The sequence below is a fragment of the Clavibacter quasicaliforniensis genome (genome assembly GCF_051201715.1).
Classification (GTDB): domain Bacteria; phylum Actinomycetota; class Actinomycetes; order Actinomycetales; family Microbacteriaceae; genus Clavibacter; species Clavibacter seminis.
The window spans coordinates 1,638,563-1,657,747 of the sequence record NZ_CP139624.1 but is presented as its reverse complement, the minus strand read 5'-3'; the positions used below and the strand labels follow the sequence as shown (position 1 = coordinate 1,657,747).

Sequence of the window (19,185 nt, the reverse complement as noted above, 5' to 3'; positions counted from 1 at the left end):
CCTAGCCGCCCCGCGCCGGGCGTCCGCCTGCCCGGTCGATGGGAGGATGGTGACCCGCCCGAACCCGAGGAGACCCATGAGCCCCGACTGGTCCGAGACCACCCTCGCCGACCTGCCCCTCCGCGACGGGATCCGCGGCGAGGAGCCCTACGGTGCCCCGCAGCTCGACGTGCCCGTGCTCCTCAATGTGAACGAGAACCCGTACGCGCTGCCCGAGGAGGTCGCGGTCGCGGTGAGCGAGGCCGTGCTCGAGGCCGCGCGCGGGCTCAACCGCTACCCCGACCGCGAGTTCCTCGAGCTGCGCACCGAGCTCGCCGAGTACCTCACGGCGGACAGCGGCCTGGAGCTCGGCCCCGAGAACGTCTGGGCGGCGAACGGATCCAACGAGGTCCTGCAGCAGGTGCTCCAGGCCTTCGGCGGCACCGACCGCGTCGCGCTCTCGTTCGCGCCGCACTACGCGATGTACCCGGAGTACGCGCGCAACACGCTGACGCGCTGGGTCTCGGGCCGCCGCCAGGAGGACTTCACGCTCGACCTCGCGAACGTCACGGCGCTCGTCGAGCAGCACCAGCCGAGCGTGGTGTTCCTCACCTCGCCGAACAACCCCACGGGAACGGCGCTCACGACCCGCGAGATCGAGCACGTGCTCTCCGTCGCGCCGGGCGTCGTGGTGATCGACGAGGCGTACGCCGAGTTCCGTCGCGAGGGCGTGCCGACGGCGATCTCGCTGCTGCCGGAGCACCCGCGCCTCATCGTGTCGCGCACCATGAGCAAGGCGTTCGCGTTCGCGGGCGGCCGGCTCGGCTACCTGGCGACCTCCCCCGCGGTCGTCGACGCGCTCCGCATCGTGCGCCTGCCGTACCACCTGTCGCGGATCACGCAGGTGAGCGCGACCGCGGCCCTCCGGCACAGCGGGGTGCTGCTCGCGCAGGTCGCGTCCCTCCGCGAGGAGCGCGACGGGCTCGTGGAGTGGCTGCGCGGCCGCGGCTTCGAGGTGGCGCCCTCGGACGCGAACTTCGTCCTCTTCGGCCGGTTCCCCGACCGGCACGCGGTGTGGCAGGGACTGCTCGACCGGGGCGTCCTGATCCGCGAGACCGGGCCCGAGGGCTGGCTGCGCGTGTCCGTCGGCACCCCCGAGGAGACGTCGGCGTTCCGCGACGCGCTCGACGACGTGCTCGGGACACCGCGGGGCTGAGCCGGCGGGCCTCGTCAGGGCCGGAAGCGGATCCCTGTCGCTTCCTCGGCGGCCGCCCACAGCTGCTCGGCGACGGCCCGCGATCGCGCGTGCTCCGCGACGAACGCGGGAGCAGATGCGCCCTTCAGCTCGAGCGGGCCTGCGGGTCCCCAGAACGCACCGCCCGTGACGCCGTCCGCGGCCGCGGCGTGCGCCACCGGCCACGCGCCGGCGTCCTTGCCCTGCACCAGGACACGGCCGGCCCTCGCGAGCCGGCGGCGCGCCGCGTCGAGTCCGCGCGCACGGTCGGCCGGATCCTGCGGCGGCGTCAGCGCGTCCACCGAGTAGCCGGGGTGCGCCGCGAGTGCGACGCGGTCGGATCCCGCGGCCCGCCACCGCCGGTCGAGCTCGGCCGCGATCACCATGCACGCCGTCTTCGACCGGCCGTAGCGCACGAGCGCGGGCATGCGCCGCTCTCCCGCGAGGTCGCCGAGGTCGAGCGGCGAGAAGCGATGGGCGAGGGATCCGAGCATCACCACGCGTCCACCCGCCCGCAGCCGGGGCGCGAGCCCGGCGACGAGCGCGAAGTGGCCGAGCGCGTTGGTGCCCATGAGCTCCTCGAACCCGTCGATGGTCGTCCGGCGGTGGCGCGCGCGGCCGCCCGCCGGGGTGAGGCCCGCGTTCGCGACGATCGCGTCGAGGTCCTCCCGCACGGCGGCGACGCAGGCGTCCACGCTGGCCAGGCTCGCGAGATCCAGGGACACGACCTCCACGTCGGCCCCCGGCACGCGCGCCCCGAGCGCCCGGGCGGCGGCGTCACCGCGCTCGGCGGAGCGGCAGGCGAGCAGCACGCGGGCGCCCGCGGCCGCGAGCTGCGCGGAGGTCCAGAACCCGACGCCGCCGTTCGCGCCGGTGACGAGGATCGTCCGCCCGGCGAGTTCGGGCAGGCGCGGCGCGGCGCTCACGAGAGGGTGCCCACGCGCGTCACGCGCACGACGGCCTCGCCGGCCTCGTTCGACGCGTCGAGGTCCACCGTCGCCTCGATCCCCCAGTCGTGGTCGCCCTCGGGATCGTGCAGCGCCTGCCGCACTGTCCACGCGGTCGGGCCCTCCTCGATCGTGACGAGCGCCTGGCTGCGGGCGTCGCCGTCGGTGAGGATGCGGTCGTACTCGCCGAAGTAGCCGTCGAGCGCGTCGCCCCACGCGTCCGCGTCGAAGCCGGACGCGGCGTCGAGCTCGCCGAGCGCCTGCAGGTCCTCGCGGGCCGCGAGCTGCACGCGGCGGAACAGCTCGTTGCGCACCAGGATCCGGAACGCCCGCGTGTTCGACGTGAGGAGCTTCGGCGCGGGCGGCAGCACGGGCGCGTCGCCGGGCGCCTGGGTCGGGTGCGACAGCTCCTCCCACTCGTCGAGGAGGCTCGAGTCGACCTGGCGCACGAGCTCCCCCAGCCACTCGATGACGTCGAGCAGCTCCTCGGTCTTCGCCTCGTCGGGGATCGTCTGCCGCAGCGCCCGGAACGCGTCGGAGAGGTAGCGGAGCACGAGGCCCTCGGAGCGCATGAGGCCGTAGAAGGAGATCAGCTCGCTGAAGGACATCGCGCGCTCGTACATGTCGCGGACGACCGACTTCGGGCTGAGCGCGAAGTCGCCGATCCACGGCTGGCTCGCGCTGTAGGTCGCGAACGACTGGTCGAGCAGCTCCTCGAGCGGCTTCGGGTGCGTGACCGCCTCGAGCAGCTCCATGCGCTGGTCGTACTCGATGCCCTCGGCCTTCATCGCCTGCACGGCTTCGCCGCGGGCCTTGAACTGCTGCTGGGACAGGATCGGCCGCGGGTCGTCGAGGGTCGCCTCCACGACGCTCACCATGTCGAGCGCGTACGTGGGCGACTCCCGGTCGAGGATCTCGAACACCGCGACCGCGAACGGCGACAGCGGCTGGTTGAGCGCGAAGTCGGCCTGCAGGTCGACCGTCAGCGTGATCCGGGTGGGCCCGCCGTCCGGGTCCTCGACCTGCTCCACGATCCCGGCCGTGCGCAGCGTCCGGTAGATGGCGAGGGCGCGGCGGGCGAGCGCGAGCTGGCGGATCCTCGGCTCGTGGTTGTCCTCGACCAGCGCGCGCATGTTCTGGAACACGTCGCCGCCGCGCGCGATGACGTTGAGCATCATCGCGTGGCTCACCTGCATGCTCGACGTCAGCCGCTCGGTCTCCGCGTCGATGAGCTTCCGGAAGCTCGGCTCGCCCCACGAGACGAAGCCCTCGGGCGCCTTCTTCCGCACGAGCTTGCGGCGCTTCTTCACGTCGTCGCCCGCGCGCTCGAGCATCTTGATGTTCTCGGTCTCGTGCTCGGGGGCCTGCGCCACCACGGTCCCTGCGGTGTCGTAGCCGGCCCGTCCCGCCCGCCCCGCGATCTGGTGGAACTCGCGCGCGTTGAGCTGCCGCATCCGGGTGCCGTCGTACTTGGTGAGGCCCGTGAAGAGCACCGTGCGGATCGGGACGTTGATGCCGACGCCCAGGGTGTCGGTGCCGCAGATGACCCGGAGCAGGCCCTGCTGGGCGAGCTGCTCGACGAGCCGCCGGTACTTCGGCAGCATGCCGGCGTGGTGCACGCCGATCCCCGCGCGCACGAGCCGCGAGAGCGTCTTGCCGAACGCCGTGCTGAACCGGAAGCCGCCGATGATCTCCGCGATCTCGTCCCGCTGCTCGCGCGTCACGATCTTGATGCTCGAGAGCGCCTGCGCCCGCTCGAGGGCCGCCGCCTGCGCGAAGTGCACGATGTAGACGGGCGCCTGCTTCGTGTCGAGCAGCTCCTCGACGGTCTCCTGCACGGGCGTCACCGCGTAGTGGAAGAAGAGCGGCACGGGCCGCTCGATGCCCGTGATGCGCGCCGTCGGACGCCCGGTGCGGCGCGTGAGGTCGTCCGCGAGGTCGGTCACGTCGCCGAGCGTCGCCGACATGAGCACGAACTGCGCGTGCGGCAGGAGCAGGAGCGGCACCTGCCAGGCCCAGCCGCGCTGCGGATCCGCATAGAAGTGGAACTCGTCCATGACCACCTGGTCGACGGGCGTGTCCGCGCCGCCGCGGAGCGACCGGTTGGCGAGGATCTCAGCGGTGCAGCAGATGATGGGCGCGTCCGGGTTGACGGAGGAGTCACCCGTGACCATGCCCACCTGCGCCGCGCCGAACAGCTCCACGAGCGCGAAGAACTTCTCGGAGACGAGCGCCTTGATCGGGGCCGTGTAGTACGAGCGGCGTCCCCGGGCGAGCGCCGCGAAGTGCGCAGCGACGGCGACGAGCGACTTCCCCGTGCCCGTCGGCGTCGAGAGGATGAGGTTCGCGCCCGACGCGATCTCCAGCGCCGCCTCGTCCTGCGCCGGGTAGAGCTCGATCCCGCGTGCGATCGCCCACTCGGCGAACGCGTCGTAGATGGCGTCGTCGGTCGCCCCGTCCACGGCCAGCCGGGCCGCCTCCTCGGTGAGCGTGGGGGCGAGCGCGGTGTCCGACATGATGCGTCCATCCTCCCCCACGCATCCCGCCGCGGAGTTCTCCACAGGCGGCAGGGTCCTCGGGGCGCCAGCGCGTACGGTCGCCGGATGCCGTCCCTCCCGCTCGATCCGCGTCCCGACCGCGCCCCGCTGCACCCGACCCCGGCATCGACGCCGCCCGCCGACACGGACGAGGCCACCGCGGGCCATGTCGCGGACGGCGCGACCGCCGGCGTCGCCGCCCCGGAGTCCGTCCCCGTCGACCCCGAGACCGAGCGGGCGCGGTGGCGCGACCGCCGCACCGGGGTCATCGCGCTCGTGGTCGTCACTATCGCGCTCTGGGCGGTCATCGCCGCCGCGGTGGGCTTCGCCACCACGATGTAGGCGACGCCCGGTCCCCGGCGGCCCCGCCGCCCGGCGCCCGGGAGCCGCCGAGGTCCCGGGTATCATCTCCTGTGCCCTCCGACGCCCTGCCCGACGACCCCGCCCGCCTCGCGGATCCCGTCACCCCCATGCCCGATGCCGCCGCCTCCCCCGACCGGTCGGCCGCCCCCGGGTCGGCCATCGACCCGGACGACCTCGCCGTCGCCCTCCGCGTGCTCGGCTCGCTCGCCGACATCGACGAGGAGCACCCCGACTTCGTCGCCGTCCGCCGCGCCACCGCCTCCATGTTCAAGCAGGTGAAGAAGGCCCGCCGGCTCGAGAAGCGCGAGGCCGTCGCCAGCGCCGACCGCGCCGTCGTCGCCGCCACCGCCACGGGCGCACCCGACCGCATCGACGACGAGACCCGCGGGATCCCGCTCGCCATCACCACCGCGAAGCCCACCGCCGGCACGCTCCTCCGGTCGCGCCCCTGCTACATCTGCAAGCAGCACTACACGCAGGTCGACGCCTTCTACCACCAGCTCTGCCCGGACTGCGCGCTCCTCAACCACGCGAAGCGCGAGGCCCGCACCGACCTCACGGGCATGCGCGCGGTCCTGACGGGCGGCCGCGCCAAGATCGGCATGCACATCGCGCTGCGCCTGCTCCGCGACGGCGCGCACACCACCATCACCACGCGCTTCCCGCGCGACGCCGTGCGCCGCTTCGCCGGCCTGCCGGATGCGCACGAGTGGGTGCACCGCCTCCGCATCGTGGGCCTCGACCTCCGCGACCCGGCGCAGGTCATCGGGCTCACGGACGCGGTGGCCGCCGCCGGTCCGCTCGACATCCTCATCAACAACGCCGCGCAGACCGTGCGCCGCTCCCCCGGCTCGTACGCGCCGCTGTCGGAGGCCGAGGCGGCGCCGCTGCCCGACGGCGACCTCCCCGAGCTCCTCACCTTCGGCCACACGGCCGACGCGCACCCTGCTGCCCTCGCCGCCTCGGTGGCGGCGCACCCGATCCTCTCCACGGCGACCGGGATCACGGCCGCCGAGGTCACCGAGCTCGCCATGACCGCGGGCTCGTCGTCGCTCGCGCGCCTCGCGGCCGGCACCGCGATCGACGCGGGCGGCCTCGTGCCCGACCTGCACGACGCGAACAGCTGGACCCAGGTGGTGCACGAGGTGGATCCGCTGGAGATGCTGGAGGTCCAGCTCGCCAACGTCACGGCGCCGTTCCTGCTCGTCAGCAGGCTGCGCCCCGCGATGGCCGCGTCGGCGTCGCGCCGGAAGTACGTCGTCAACGTGAGCGCCATGGAGGGCCAGTTCGCCCGCGCGTACAAGGGCCCCGGCCACCCCCACACGAACATGGCGAAGGCCGCGCTCAACATGATGACCCGCACCTCGGCGCGCGAGATGCGCGAGACCGACGGCATCCTCATGACGAGCGTCGACACCGGCTGGATCACCGACGAGCGACCGCACCCCACCAAGGTGAGGCTCGCCGAGGAGGGCTTCCACGCCCCGCTCGACCTCGTCGACGGCGCCGCGCGCGTGTACGACCCCATCGTCATGGGCCAGGCCGGCGAGGACATCTCCGGAGTGTTCCTCAAGGACTACCGCGTCGCCGAGTGGTGACGCCGCACGCCGCAGCCGCCTGACACGACGAGAGGCCCGGACCCGCATCGCGGTGTCCGGGCCTCTCGTCGTGCGGATGGCTACTCGACGGCGTCGAGGTCGCTCTCGAGCAGCGCCGCGAGCTCGTCGAGCGCGGCGTCCGCGCCGTCGCCCTCGGCCGTGAGCACGACCTGGTCGCCGTTGGCGGCGCCGAGGCTCATGAGCGACAGGATGCTCGTCGCGTCGAGCGGCGTGCCGCCCGGCTTGCTGATCTTCACCGGCACCCCGGTGCGGCGGACGGCCTCGATGAACAGGGATGCGGGTCGGGCGTGCAGGCCCACGCGGCTGCCGATGGTGGCGGTGCGCTCGGTCATGGACGTTCTCCTTCTGGGTGTGCGGATGGGACAGACGGGATCAGGCGGTTCGGGTTCAGGCCGCGACGGGGACGCCCTGGTCGGCGGCGGACGTCTCGACGACGGCCTCGGGGCGCTTCGTCGTGAAGCGCTTGAGGAGCACGACGAGGAAGGCGGAGATCACCGCGCCGACCGCGACGGACGCGAGGAAGCCGAGGAACGTGCCGTTCATCGCGAAGAGCACGAACACGCCGCCGTGCGGGGCCTGCGACACGACGCCGAGCCCCATCACCATGGCGCCCGTGACGGCACCGCCGACGATGCTGGCGGGGATGACGCGCAGCGGGTCGACCGCGGCGAACGGGATGGCGCCCTCGGAGATGAACGCGGCGCCGAGGAGCCATGCGGCCTTGCCGTTCTCGCGCTCCGCCGGGCTGAACAGGCGGCGGTCGATCACGGTGGAGGCGAGCGCGAGGGCGAGCGGCGGGACCATTCCGGCGGCCATGACCGCGGCCATGATCTCCCACGGCGTCTGGTCGGTGATGGATCCGGCGCCGAGGCCGGCGACCGCGAACGAGTAGGCGACCTTGTTGATGGGGCCGCCGAGGTCGATGCACATCATGACGCCGAGGATGATGCCGAGGACGATGGCCGACGTGCCGGTGAGGCCGGAGAGGAACCCGTTGAGGCCGCGCGTGAGGGCCGCGATCGGGCCGCCGAGGACCATGACCATGAGGCCGGACGCGACGATCGAGGCGAGCAGCGGGATGATCACGACGGGCATGAGGCCCCGCAGCCAGCGCGGCACGTCGATGCGGCCGATGGCGTAGGCGATGCCACCCGCGACGAGACCGCCCACGAGGCCGCCGAGGAAGCCGGCGCCCATGATGACGGAGATGGATCCCGCGACGAACCCGGGCGCGATGCCCGGCCGGTCCGCGATGGCGTAGGCGATGTAGCCGGCCAGCGCCGGCACGAGGAACGCCATGGACGCGTTGCCGATGACGAACGCGACCGCGCCGAGGTACTGGCCGAGGCCGCCCGCGGGCAGGTTCGCGAGCGAGTTCTGGAGGACGACATCGGACGCCGTCTCGGTGATCCGGTAGCCGCCGAGGAGGAAGCCCAGCGCGATGAGCAGACCGCCGCCCGCGACGAACGGGATCATGTAGCTGACGCCCGTGAGCAGCCAGCGCTTGAGGCGCGCGCCCACCGACTGCGACGCCTGCGGGGAGGCCTGCTCGGATCCGGATGCGGACGACGCGCCGCCCGGCACGCGCGGGGCGTTCGGGTCCTTCGCGGCCGCGACGGCCTCGGCGACCATCTGGTCGGGCTGGTCGATGCCGCGCTTGACGGGCGACTGGATGACGGGCTTGCCGGCGAAGCGCGCGCGATCGCGCACGTCCACGTCGACCGCGAAGATCACGGCGGTCGCCCGCGCGATGATCGCGGGGTCGACGGGCGTGACCGAGGAGGATCCCTGGGTCTCGACGTGCAGCTCGACGCCCGCGCGCTTGGCCGCGGCGACGAGCGAGTCGGCCGCCATGTAGGTGTGCGCGATGCCGGTGGGGCACGCGGTGACGGCGATGAGCACGGGCGCGTCCGCGGGGGCCGCGGCGGGAGCGGATGCCGACGCGGCGGGAGCGGCGGCTGCCGGGGCGCCCGTCGAGGAGGCGGGCTCGTCCACGAGCGCGCCCTCCACGAGCGACACGACCTGGTCCTCGTCGGTCGCCGAGCGCAGCGCCTCGACGAACTCCGGCTTGATGAGCGAGCGGGCGAGGCGCGACAGCAGCACGAGGTGCTCCTGGTCGGCGCCGTCGGGCGCGGCGATGAAGAAGACGAGGTCGGCGGGGCCGTCCGGGGCGCCGAAGTCGACGGCGGGCTCCGGCCGGGCCATGACGAGCGTGGCCTCGGTCACCGCGGCGGAGCGGCAGTGCGGGATCGCCAGCCCGCCGCCCATGCCGGTGTCGGTCTTCGACTCGCGCTCCCATGCGTCGGCGAAGAGGGCGTCGGCGTCGGTGGCGCGGCCCTCGGCGACGACGCGCTCGGCGAGCGTGCGGACGGCGTGCTCGCGGTCGGCACCGAGGTCGGCGTCGAGGAGCACGAGGCGGTTCGTGATGAGCGATGGCATGTTCTTCTCCAGGTGGGACGGGTCAGCGATCGGCGGCGATCGGGAGGAGCGGCTGGACGGTGACGCTGTCCGGCCGTGTCTGGTCGGGGGACGGCATGGTGCTGCCGGGCAGGGACGCGGCGGCGGATCCGTGGGCGACGGCCTGCGCCAGCCGCCCCTCGGGTGCTGCCCCGCGGTGGTCGGCGAGCAGGTAGCCCGCGAGCGACGAGTCGCCCGCGCCCACGGTGCTCACCGGCACGATCGGGGGCATGGTGGCGAGCCACCCGCCCTCCGCCGTGGTGAGGACGGCGCCCCGCGCGCCGAGGGTCGCGAGGACCGCCCGGCAGCCGCGCGAGACGAGGGAGCGGGATGCGTCGTGGGCGAGCCGGGGGTCGGCCTCGAGCGCATCCGGGTCGGGGAGGCCGACGAGCTCGGCGAGCTCCTCGGCGTTGGGCTTGACGAGGTCCACGACCGCGCCGGACGCGACGAGCGCGGCCATGGGCGCGCCCGACGAGTCGACGGCGATCCTCGGCGCGGCGTCGCCGAGCTCGGCGCGTACGGCCTGCACCACGCGGGCGTGGAAGTCGTCGTCGAGGCCGGGCGGCAGCGATCCCGCCAGCACGAGCCAGCTCGCCCGGCGCGCGTGCCGGATGACGAGCGCGACGAGCGCGTCCGCCTCGGCCGCGGAGAGCACGGGCCCCGGCTCGTTGACCTTGGTCGTCGTGCCGTCGGGCTCCGTCAGCGTGACGTTCTGGCGCACGCGGCCGTCGATGTCCAGGTGGTCGAGCGGGATCCGCTCGGCGGCCAGGGCCACGAGCATGGGGTCGTCGAGGCGCCCGGGCAGCAGCGCGATCGTGTCGAGGCCCGAGGCGATGAGCGCGCGCGAGACGTTGACGCCCTTGCCCCCCGGCTGCTCGGCGACGCCGCGGGCCCGCTGGACGGCGCCGCGCGCGAGGGCGCCGGCGAGGTCGATGGTGCGGTCGAGGCTGGGGTTGGCGGTGAGGGTGAGGATCACGCGACCATCACCTCCACCTCGGCGGCCGCCAGCGCCGCGGCCAGCTGCCCGTCGGGCGCGACGTCGGTCACGAGCGCGTCGAGGTCGTCGAGGGCCGCGAAGCCGACGAGCGCCTCCTCCCCCGACTTCGACGCGTCGACGAGCGCCACGGCGCGTCGGGATCCTCGGGTCAACGCAGTCTTCACGGCCGCCTCCTCCTCATCGGGTGTGCTCAGGCCGAACTCCGCGTGGATCCCGTTCGCGCCGATGAAGGCGATGTCGGGTCGCAGCCGCGCGAGCTGGCCGAGGGTGGCGGGGCCGACGGCCGCGCTCGTGATGCCGCGGACGCGGCCACCGAGCAGCTGCACCTCGACGGCGGGGTTGCGGGTGACGGTCTGCGCGACCGCCATGGAGTGGGTGACGACCACGAGCGTGCGGCCGGGGACGTCGGGCCGCCAGGCGGCGACGCGCTCCGCGACGAGGCCGGTGGTGGTACCCGCGTCGAGCGCGATGGATCCCTCGAAGCTCGCGGGCAGGAAGGCCATCGCCGCGTCGGCGATGCGTGCCTTGGCCGCCGTGTTGCGCGCCCCGCGGGTGTCGAGGCTCTCCTCGGCCCGGGTGGACCGGTCAGCCCGGACGGCGCCGCCGTGCACCCGGCGGAGCACGCCGCGACTCTCGAGCTGCGCCAGGTCCCGGCGCACGGTCTCGGTCGTCACGTCGAAGTCGCGGGCCAGGCCGAGGACCGCCACGCGGCCGGTGCGCTCGAGGAGGGCGACCACCCTGTCCTGGCGCTCTTCGGCGTACATGGGCGGTCTCCTTCGACTCCGTGGGGCACTGGCGCCTCGCGTCCTCGCACTGTAGCCCTGATCCGCGGCAGAAGCAACACGATCCCACAGGAACCCACACGAACCCAGAATCACCCTCCCGGGCCGCGGCGAGGGTCAGCGGCCGAGCGCCGTCGCCTCCTCGCGCAGCACGCCCGCGATGGCACCCGACTCCCACTCCAGTCCGGCCGCGTTGGGATGGAGGGGCACGTCTCCCGCGCTGCCGCCGAGCCCTGCGACGTACGGATCCCCCGCGTCGCCGACGCATGCTCCGTGCTCGGCGGTCGGCGTCTCCTGGTCCACGAATCGCGCGCCCGCGTCGGCGGCCGCCCGCGCGATCGCGCCGTCGAGCTCGCGCTGGATCCCCGCGAGCCACGCCGCGTCCCGGTCGGCGAGGAGCACCTGGCCGTTGACCGCCGACGACGCCGTGGCGCGCAGGCAGCCCTCGGCCGGGAGCGCATCCGGGTCGCCGAGCACGGTCAGGTAGCCGAGCGCGACGATGCGGGCGTCGGGCGCCGCCGCCCGGATCCGCGCGAAGGCCTCGGCGAGACGCGTCGCCACCTCGCCGGCGATGCGGGCGCGGACGGCGTCGGTCCCGCCCGCGGGCGCGAGCGCGTCCACGCACGTCGTCGGACCCGCGGCCACAGGTCCGTCCGGATCCCGGGCGAGGCATCCGCCGACGAGGGCGGGGAAGCCGAGGTCGTTGCCCCCGAGGCGCACGAGGACCACGTCGGCCCCGTCGGCGAGGGCGTCCAGCTGCGCGGGCACCGTCTGTCCTCCGCGCTCGCGCGGGGCGACGAGGTCCGCGGTGCTGGCGCCGTCGCAGGCTGCGTCGACGAGATCCGCGCCGACCGCGGCCGCAGCGACCCGGATGGACGAGGCGACGGTGCGCCCGCACACCCCCGCGTCGCCGGGCAGCGGCTCGGCCGGTCCCGTGCCCGTGGAGTAGGAGTCCCCGAGGGAGACCACCCGGAGCGGGGCGGCGGGAGCGGTCGGGAGGACGACATCCGGTGCTGTGCAGCCGGTCGCGATCAGGAGCAGTGCCGCCATCGCGCCGACGAGGGACGCTCCATGGAGACGGGAGCGAGAGGCCGACGCGTGGCGCCGACTCGAGCGTGAGGCGGTGTGGCGAGGCATCCCCTCGACCCTACGCGCGCGCGGGATCAGGGTCGGTCGGGTTCAGTCCTCGACGTGGCGCTGCCGCGCGTAGACGACGACGGCCACGATCAGCCCGACGAGGAGGCCGGCAGCCAGGGGGAAGAGGAACCCGCCCGGGCCGATCTGCGTCACGACGCTGCCGTGGTCGATGCGGGTGTCGACCACGCCCGGCACGTCGAGTCCGGGGTAGCCCTCGGTCCCCTGCGCGAAGGAGGTGATGAGGAGCGTCACGATCACGGCCGCGCCCACCACGAACGCGGACAGGAAGCCCAGCACCGCGGAACCGACCACCGACGTGCGGTGCGGGTCGGTGGTGTGCGTGCGGTGCAGGGTGGCGTGCGACATTGTGGAGCTCCAGGGGTCGATGACCTGAGCAACGGTACGCCGGTCCTCCAAGTGGAGGACAGTCCCCCGATCGGGGAGCGGATCCCGCGCGGACGGGAGCCCTCGTGCTTGCCTGACCCCATGCAGATCGTCGCCTGGACCCTCGTCGTCCTGCTCCTCGTCGCCATCGCCGTGCTGGTCCGGATCGGCCGCCGCATCGACGCGCGTCGCACCGAGGCCGCGCGAGAGGAGAGCGAGCTCCACGCACGGCGGGTCGCCGAGCTCGTGGCGGGGCATGCGTCGCTCCTCAGCTCCCGCTCGACCGCCCATGCGCGGGAGCTCGCGCTGCTCGACGAGCGTCTCGCCGCGGCTGTCGCCGACGCGGAGGAGGCCCATGGCCGGTTCGCCACCACCTGGGAGGGCGAGGCGGTCTCCCATGCGCTGATCGCCGCGTCCTGCGCCGCCGCGCGTCTGCCGGGCCTGCTTGCGACCAACGTGGTCTTCGTCGTGACGGAGGACGAGAGGCGCTTCATGGCGCAGGTCGACCACGTGCTGGTCACTCCGCGGGGTGCGCTCATCATCGAGAGCAAGCACTGGGCGGGTGTCGTCTTCGACGGCGTCCGCCCGTCCTCCGTGCACGCGTCGTTCGGCGCGCTCCTGCAGCTGCCCGAGGGCGCAGAGACCTCGGCCGTGCAGGTGCGGCCGGATCCGCAGACCGGGACGCTCATCGTCCGCACCCACATCGGAGCGAAGGCGCCCGTCAAGCAGGTGCGCATCCAGTCGGAGCGGCTGCGAGCGCACCTCGTTCGGGAGGTCGGCTCGGCGCCCTGGTTCCAGACCGTCGTGCTGTACAGCCACGCGGACGTCGTCCTCCATGCGGCCGCCGAGCAGCGTCCGGGTCAGTCGCGGGTGCCGACCCACGTCGTGCGCGGGGCGGGCGGGCTGAGCGCCGTCCTGGCGGGCCTCGAGAGGGGACGGGCCTCCGAGGTGGAGGAGTCCGTCATCGAGCGGCTGGAGCGGCTGCTCTCGAGCAACGGGGCACACGTCGAGCGCGTGGGGCCGGCCCGAGCGTCCTGATCCTCCCGGCGAGACGCGAAGAGCCCCGCGCCTCCGAGAGGAGGAGCGGGGCTCGAGGGTGGATCTGAGGGGATTCGAACCCCTGACCCCCTGCATGCCATGCAGGTGCGCTACCAACTGCGCCACAGACCCATGAACCGCTTCCCTGCGGAAGCGACTCGTCTACATTACTACACATTCCGACCACCCCATGACCAGGGCATCCTCATCCACGGGCGGCCGGCGGAGACGGCTCAGTCGAACAGCTCGCTGAGCCAGCTCTCCTTCTTGCGGCGCTTCCCGCCGTACCCGCCGCTCTGCTCGAAGCCGCCCGCCGCCGGATAGCCGGAGCCGCCGCGGTCGCCGTATCCGTCGATCCGGGACCCGTACGACCGATCGCGGTCGTCCTCGCGGCGGCGCTCGTCCCCGCGGCGGTCGTCCCCGCGCCGGTCGTCATCCCGGCGCCGGTCGTCGCGATCCGGGTCCGGGTACCCGCCGAGCGGCGCCGCCGGTGGCACGGGCGATGCGGGCGTCGCGGCCGCCGGGGCGGACCGCATCTCCTGCTCCGCACGATCGAGGATCTTGTCGAGCTCGCCGCGGTCGAGCCACACGCCGCGGCAGTCGGGGCAGTAGTCGATCTCGACGCCGGCCCGCTCGCTCATCACGAGGGTGGCCGAGTCGTTGGGGCACTTCATGCGAGCTCCTCGCGGGACGCGTGGCGGAGGATCAGGATGCGGAGGCCGTCGGCTCGATCTCGAGGGCGACGACGGGGCAGTCCTTCCAGAGGCGCTCCAGCGAGTAGTACATGCGGTCCTCCTCGGTGAAGACGTGGGCGACGACGTCGCCGAAGTCGAGGAGGATCCAGCGTCCCTCGCTCTTCCCCTCGCGGCGCAGCGGCTTGGCGCCGGCCTCGATCATCTTGTCCTCGATCTCGTCGGCGACCGCCTGCGCGTTCCGCTCGTTGCGGGCCGAGGCGATGAGGAAGACGTCGGTGAGGGGCAGGGGCCCGGAGACGTCGAGCGCGACCAGGTCGATGGCCTGCTTGGAGTCGGCAGCGAGGGCGGCGACCTTGAGCAGGTCGAGGGCGCGGGGAGAAGCGGTCACAGAGTCCTTCCGGGACGGATGGGATGGTGCATCAGACGATCAGAATACATTCGTCATGAACGCGACGATGACGAGGCCGGCGCCGATGACGGCGACTCCGCCGGCCGCGACGGCCGCGACGACCGGCGCGGTGAAGCGCTTGCGGGGCGGCGGCTGGACGACGGCGCGCGTCGAGGTGTGCGTGCTGACGGCGCGGCTGGCGCGGACGGGCTCCGAGTCGGTGCCGCCCGGCGCGTGGTCGTGGTCGTCGCCCTGCTCGAGGATGCGGTCCATGTCGGCCGTGTCGAAGCGGTCCGGGTGCGTGCCCATGGAGCCGAGGCTGCGCGGCAGGTCGATGGAGCCGGTGATGATGATCTCGCCCGTGCTGTTGAGCGCCTGCTGCATGTCGTTGGCGTGCGGCACGGTCGGGAGGATGAAGTGGTTGCCGGTGTGGGGCTGGTCCTCGTCGACCTGGTCCTGCACGGACCAGTGACCCGTCGGCGGGGTGAACGGCGCGCGGGCGTCGGGCGCGGCGGGGGCGGCGGAGTCCGTCGGGGCGGTCACGGTCGATGCGGAGTCGGCGTCCGGCGTCTCGGTCCCGTCCTCCGGGAGGGCCTCGGCGGCGGACGCGCGCGTGCCGAACGCCGGCTCGAGGGACGGCTCGGCGGATCCCGTGACCCACGGCGTCGCCTCGAGCGAGGGTGCGGGGCGCGGATCCTCGTCGGAGCTCGGGGCATGTGCCGCGAGGGGCGGGACGGTCGGCTGCTCGCCCGACGCGTCCAGGTCGCGACCGGCGGCGTCGCCCGAGGGGACGATCGGCGCGAACGGCCAGGCCGACGGCGTATCGGCGGGGGTCGCCGCGCGGTCGGCCGGCGAGGGCGCGTCGGGTGCATTGGCCGGCGCCTCGTCCTCCGCGGCAGGTGCGGGTGCGTCCGTCGCCTCTGCGGCGGTCGCCCGACGGTAGGCGCTCCCGTAGGGCGCGCGGGGCCGCGGCGTCGCGCGCGATCCTCGGCCGTACCGCGCGTACGGCGGGACGGACGTCTCGGACGAGGACGGGGGCGCGTCGTCCACGGCCGCGGCGGTGGGCTCCGCGTCGGACGGCGTCGAGCCCGTGTCCGAGCCGGCGGGCGTCGCCTGCGCGTCCTCGTGCTCGGACCCGCGCTGCTCGCGGGCGGCCTCCTCGGCCTCGCGGATGGCGCGGAGCTGGCGTCGCGTGAGCACTCCGCCCGACAGCAGGATGGCCGAGGTGTCGGGGCCGATGCCCGGGGCGGTCAGCGGCGCGGCCGGAGGCGTCGTCGCCTCGTCGGACCGGGACCCCGATCCGTCTCCACGCGAGGGAGACGAGGTGTCGGCTTCAGTGTCCGCAGGGACCGGCGTCGCGGCGCGCTCGTCGTAGGGACCGGCGGTCGGGCCGTCCGCGACGGCGGCGGGCTCGCCCGCGGGGGCGTCGTCCGCCTCGTCGATGCCGAGCGCCAGCGCGCGGGCGCGCTCCGCGGCGCGCATCTCGCGGCGGCTGAGGCCGAGGGTCGCGGGAGCGGGACCGTCGTCGAACGAGGTCGGCCCGGTGTCGGGCGCGTCGTGGGAGGGGGTCATTGCGGGCTCCGATACAGGTGGTGCTTGGAGATGTACTGGACGACTCCGTCGGGGACGAGGTACCACACGGGGAAGCCCCGTCCGACGCGGGCTCGGCAGTCGGTCGAGGAGATCGCCAGCGCCGGGACCTCCAGCAATCTTACGTCGGCGTGCGGGAGGCCGCTCTCGGTCAGGTCGTGCCCGGGCCGGGTGACGGCGACGAAGTGCGCCAGGTCCCACAGCTCGGCGACGTCCTTCCAGCCCAGGATCTGCTGGATGGCGTCCGCTCCCGTGATGAAGAACAGCTCCGCGTCCGGATGGGTGCGCCGGATGTCGCGGAGCGTGTCGATCGTGTACGTGGTGCCCGCGCGGTCGATGTCGACGCGGCTGACGGTGAAGCGCGGGTTGGCCGCGGTCGCGATCACGGTCATCAGGTAGCGGTGCTCGCCGTCCGTGACGGTCTGCTTCTGCCACGGCTGGCCGGTGGGGACGAAGATCACCTCGTCGAGCTGGAGATGCTGCTGCACCTCGCTCGCGGCGACGAGGTGGCCGTTGTGGATGGGGTCGAACGTGCCGCCCATGACCCCGATGCGGAGGCGCGGGGCGGCGGCCGTCGTCATGTGGTGGGTGCTCGCGCTCAGTGGGTGGAGTCGGCGGTGCCGTGGCCCTGCTCGGCGACCGGGGGCTTGCCCCACTTCTCCGAGTGGCGGTTCGCCACGTCGCGGAAGCTGAACATGACCACCCCGAGCGCGAGGAACGCGACCGCCGCGACGGCCGGGAACACCCAGAGCGGAGCGGCGAGCTCCATGGCGTGCTCGGTCTCGGCGAGGATGGTGGTGGTCAGCGCGTGCATGTGATCTCCGTTCGTGGCACGCCCCGTCGAGCGGAGGCGGCGCCTGCCATCCTACCGGCGGGCCCCCGCACGGGGCGCACGCCAGCCGGGCGTGCCGTCAGCCGCGGACCTGCCCGCTCCCCCGCACGATCCACTTGGTGCTGGTGAGCTCCTGCAGTCCCATCGGACCCCGCGCGTGCAGCTTCTGCGTGGAGATGCCGACCTCGGCGCCGAAGCCGAACTCGGAGCCGTCGGTGAAGCGCGTGGACGCGTTGACCATGACGACGGCCGAGTCCACGGCGGCCAGGAAGCGCTCGGCGACGGCGAGGTCGGACGTGACGATGGACTCGGTGTGGTGCGTCGACCAGCGGGCGATGTGGGCGACCGCATCCTCCACGGAGTCGACGACGCGCACCGCGAGGTCGAGCGACAGGTACTCGGCCGCCCAGTCCTCGTCCGTGGCGGGGACGGCGTCCGGCCACAGCTCGCGCACTGCGGCGTCGCCGTGCACCGTCACGCCCCGGTCGCGGAGGGCGTCGAGCACTGCGGGGAGGATCCGGGACGCGGCGTCGCGGTGCACCAGCAGCGTCTCCATCGCGTTGCACACGCTCGGGCGGCTGACCTTGGCGTCGACCGCGATGTCGACGGACATGCGCGCGTCGGCCGACGCGTCGAGGTAGACGTGGACGACGCCGGCCCCGGTCTCGATGACGGGCACGGTCGACTCCTCGACGACGGTGCGGATGAGCTCGGCGGATCCGCGCGGCACGAGCACGTCGACGAGGCCGCGTGCCCGCATGAGTCGCGCGGCACCCGCGCGGCCGTGCGCGTCGACCGTCTGCACCGCATCCGCGGGGAGGCCGACGCGCTCGAGGGCGGCGCGCATGACGTCGACGAGGACGGCGTTGGTGCGCAGCGCCGCGGATCCGCCGCGCAGCACGACGGCGTTGCCGCTCTTCAGGGCGAGCGCGGCGATGTCGACCGTGACGTTGGGGCGAGCCTCGTAGATCGCGCCGACCACGCCGAAGGGGACGCGCACCTGGGAGAGCAGCAGGCCGTTCGGGAGCGTGCAGCCGCGGACGACGTGGCCGAGCGGGTCGTCGAGCCCGCGGATCCCGGTGACGGCGTCGGCCAGGGACGCCACGCGCCTCGCGTCGAGCGTCAGCCGGTCGAGGAGGCCGGCTGCCAGCCCGGCATCCCGGCCCGCGGCGAGGTCCCAGGCGTTGGCCGCGACGATGCGATCGGCTCCGGAGACGAGCGCGGCCGCGACGGCGTCGAGCGCGGCGTCGCGCTGGACGGAGGTGCTGGCGGCGAGGGAGATGGATGCTGTGCGGGCGGCCTCGAGGATCCGCTCGAGCTCGTCGGCGGGGAGGACCTCGGCGGTGATGGTCGGGGCGACGGGCGCGTTCGAGGGCATGCACGGCAGCCTACTGACGCGCCGTCGGCCCGACGGGGTGCCGGGCGTTCAGCCGCGGGGCGCGAACCAGGTGCCGACGTGCTCGCCGGCGAGGGCCGCATGGACCTGCGCGGTCGACGTGAGGAGTACCCCGGTGCCGGCCTCGGCGGCGAGGCGCGCGGCGGCGACCTTGGTCACCGCTCCCCCGGTGCCGACTCCCGTGCCGGTGCTGCCGATCTCGACGCCGTCGAGCTCGTCGCCGAACCCCACGTGCTCGATGCGGAGGGCGCCCGGCTCCTCCGGCGGTCGCGTGTAGAGGGCGTCCACGTCCGAGAGGAGCAGCAGCAGGTCGGCGTCCACCAGTCGGGCGACGAGCGCCGCCAGCCGGTCGTTGTCGCCGAAGCGGATCTCGTGCGTGGCGACGGTGTCGTTCTCGTTGACGATGGGCAGCAGGCGGAGACCGAGCAGCCGCTCCATGGCGCGCTGCGCGTTCTCCCGGTGGTCGGGCGCGGCGAGGTCGCCGGCCGTGAGGAGCACCTGGCCCGCGACGATGCCGTACCGGTCGAGGCTCTCCTGGTAGCGGAAGATCAGCACGCTCTGGCCGACCGCGGCCGCGGCCTGCTGGGTGGCGAGGTCGGCGGGGCGGTCGTCGAGGCGGAGGAAGGGCATCCCCGTGGCTATGGCGCCGGAGGACACGAGGACGACCTCGGCACCGCGCGCGTGCACGGACGCGATGGCGTCCACGAGCGGCGCGATCTGCCCGGCGTTGCCCCCGCTGATGGACGACGACCCGACCTTCACGACGATGCGCCGCGCCGACGCGATGCCCGCGCGCGAGGCCGTCCCCAT

19 protein-coding genes and 1 tRNA gene are annotated in these 19,185 nt (G+C 74.0%); 4 read left to right on the top strand and 16 right to left on the bottom strand.

Features of this window, described 5'->3' with window-relative positions:
* The first annotated feature begins 76 nt into the window (after positions 1-76).
* Entirely contained in the window at positions 77-1,195 is a 1,119-nt protein-coding gene (locus NL142_RS07970) for a histidinol-phosphate transaminase (RefSeq protein ID WP_435078645.1), read from the top strand.
* Between the two features lie 14 nt (positions 1,196-1,209).
* Here NL142_RS07970 and NL142_RS07965 read toward each other — a convergent pair whose 3' ends face one another.
* Together NL142_RS07965 and NL142_RS07960 are read right to left on the bottom strand one after the other, a co-directional pair.
* Positions 1,210-2,139, bottom strand: coding sequence for an SDR family NAD(P)-dependent oxidoreductase (locus tag NL142_RS07965; protein WP_435078643.1), 930 nt, complete (start codon positions 2,137-2,139; stop codon positions 1,210-1,212).
* A complete protein-coding gene (locus tag NL142_RS07960; RefSeq protein WP_435078641.1) occupies positions 2,136-4,676 on the bottom strand; it encodes a DEAD/DEAH box helicase in 2,541 nt (846 codons plus the stop codon). Before NL142_RS07960 ends, NL142_RS07965 begins: the two co-directional genes overlap by 4 nt.
* 87 nt (positions 4,677-4,763) lie before the next feature.
* Between NL142_RS07960 and NL142_RS07955 the strand changes: the two genes are divergently transcribed.
* On the top strand, positions 4,764-5,039 hold the full coding sequence (locus NL142_RS07955) for a hypothetical protein (RefSeq protein WP_435078639.1): 276 nt from the start codon (positions 4,764-4,766) through the stop codon (positions 5,037-5,039).
* 128 nt (positions 5,040-5,167) lie between these two features.
* Positions 5,168-6,658, top strand: a complete 1,491-nt coding sequence (locus tag NL142_RS07950) for an SDR family NAD(P)-dependent oxidoreductase (RefSeq protein WP_435081585.1) — start codon at positions 5,168-5,170, stop codon at positions 6,656-6,658.
* Positions 6,659-6,738: 80 nt separating this feature from the next.
* On the opposite strand, the gene NL142_RS07945 is transcribed toward NL142_RS07950, so the two are convergent.
* The 6 genes from NL142_RS07945 to NL142_RS07920 form a co-directional block, all read right to left on the bottom strand.
* A complete protein-coding gene (locus NL142_RS07945; protein ID WP_086514791.1) occupies positions 6,739-7,011 on the bottom strand; it encodes an HPr family phosphocarrier protein in 273 nt (90 codons plus the stop codon).
* Positions 7,012-7,066: 55 nt separating this feature from the next.
* Complete coding sequence (locus tag NL142_RS07940) at positions 7,067-9,118, bottom strand: PTS fructose transporter subunit IIABC (RefSeq protein WP_435078637.1); 2,052 nt, start codon at positions 9,116-9,118, stop codon at positions 7,067-7,069.
* A 22-nt stretch (positions 9,119-9,140) separates the two neighbouring features.
* Positions 9,141-10,112 (bottom strand): 1-phosphofructokinase family hexose kinase, encoded by a 972-nt coding sequence (locus tag NL142_RS07935; protein WP_435078635.1) that lies wholly within the window; start codon positions 10,110-10,112, stop codon positions 9,141-9,143.
* Positions 10,109-10,897 carry a DeoR/GlpR family DNA-binding transcription regulator gene (locus NL142_RS07930; protein WP_194682656.1) on the bottom strand — a complete coding sequence of 263 codons (789 nt, stop codon included), beginning with the start codon at positions 10,895-10,897 and terminating at the stop codon, positions 10,109-10,111. The genes NL142_RS07935 and NL142_RS07930 overlap by 4 nt, the downstream gene beginning before the upstream one ends.
* A gap of 135 nt (positions 10,898-11,032) precedes the next feature.
* Positions 11,033-11,965, bottom strand: a complete 933-nt coding sequence (locus NL142_RS07925; protein WP_435078632.1) for an SGNH/GDSL hydrolase family protein — start codon at positions 11,963-11,965, stop codon at positions 11,033-11,035.
* A 129-nt stretch (positions 11,966-12,094) separates the two neighbouring features.
* On the bottom strand, positions 12,095-12,418 hold the full coding sequence (locus tag NL142_RS07920; protein WP_041465260.1) for a hypothetical protein: 324 nt from the start codon (positions 12,416-12,418) through the stop codon (positions 12,095-12,097).
* Between the two features lie 120 nt (positions 12,419-12,538).
* Here NL142_RS07920 and NL142_RS07915 point away from each other — a divergent pair, with 120 nt between their 5' ends.
* On the top strand, positions 12,539-13,474 hold the full coding sequence (locus NL142_RS07915) for a nuclease-related domain-containing protein (protein WP_435078630.1): 936 nt from the start codon (positions 12,539-12,541) through the stop codon (positions 13,472-13,474).
* Between the two features lie 59 nt (positions 13,475-13,533).
* Here the strand turns inward: NL142_RS07915 and NL142_RS07910 are convergent.
* From NL142_RS07910 to proB, 8 genes are all read right to left on the bottom strand, one after another.
* A tRNA-Ala gene (locus NL142_RS07910) sits at positions 13,534-13,606 on the bottom strand.
* Positions 13,607-13,707: 101 nt separating this feature from the next.
* A complete protein-coding gene (locus tag NL142_RS07905; RefSeq protein ID WP_435078628.1) occupies positions 13,708-14,148 on the bottom strand; it encodes a TFIIB-type zinc ribbon-containing protein in 441 nt (146 codons plus the stop codon).
* Positions 14,149-14,179: 31 nt separating this feature from the next.
* Positions 14,180-14,557: a ribosome silencing factor gene (rsfS, locus tag NL142_RS07900; RefSeq protein ID WP_012038183.1), complete on the bottom strand. Its 378-nt coding sequence runs from the start codon at positions 14,555-14,557 to the stop codon at positions 14,180-14,182.
* A 39-nt stretch (positions 14,558-14,596) separates the two neighbouring features.
* Entirely contained in the window at positions 14,597-16,129 is a 1,533-nt protein-coding gene (locus tag NL142_RS07895; protein ID WP_435078625.1) for a hypothetical protein, read from the bottom strand.
* Positions 16,126-16,728: a nicotinate-nucleotide adenylyltransferase gene (gene nadD / locus NL142_RS07890; protein WP_104236492.1), complete on the bottom strand. Its 603-nt coding sequence runs from the start codon at positions 16,726-16,728 to the stop codon at positions 16,126-16,128. Before nadD ends, NL142_RS07895 begins: the two co-directional genes overlap by 4 nt.
* A 17-nt stretch (positions 16,729-16,745) precedes the next feature.
* The gene (locus tag NL142_RS07885; protein ID WP_012038180.1) at positions 16,746-16,961 is read right to left on the bottom strand and encodes a hypothetical protein; all 216 of its coding nucleotides are present in this window, start codon (positions 16,959-16,961) and stop codon (positions 16,746-16,748) included.
* 97 nt (positions 16,962-17,058) lie between these two features.
* Complete coding sequence (locus NL142_RS07880; RefSeq protein ID WP_435078622.1) at positions 17,059-18,357, bottom strand: glutamate-5-semialdehyde dehydrogenase; 1,299 nt, start codon at positions 18,355-18,357, stop codon at positions 17,059-17,061.
* A 48-nt stretch (positions 18,358-18,405) separates the two neighbouring features.
* Positions 18,406-19,185, bottom strand: a complete 780-nt coding sequence (proB, locus tag NL142_RS07875; RefSeq protein WP_435078620.1) for a glutamate 5-kinase — start codon at positions 19,183-19,185, stop codon at positions 18,406-18,408.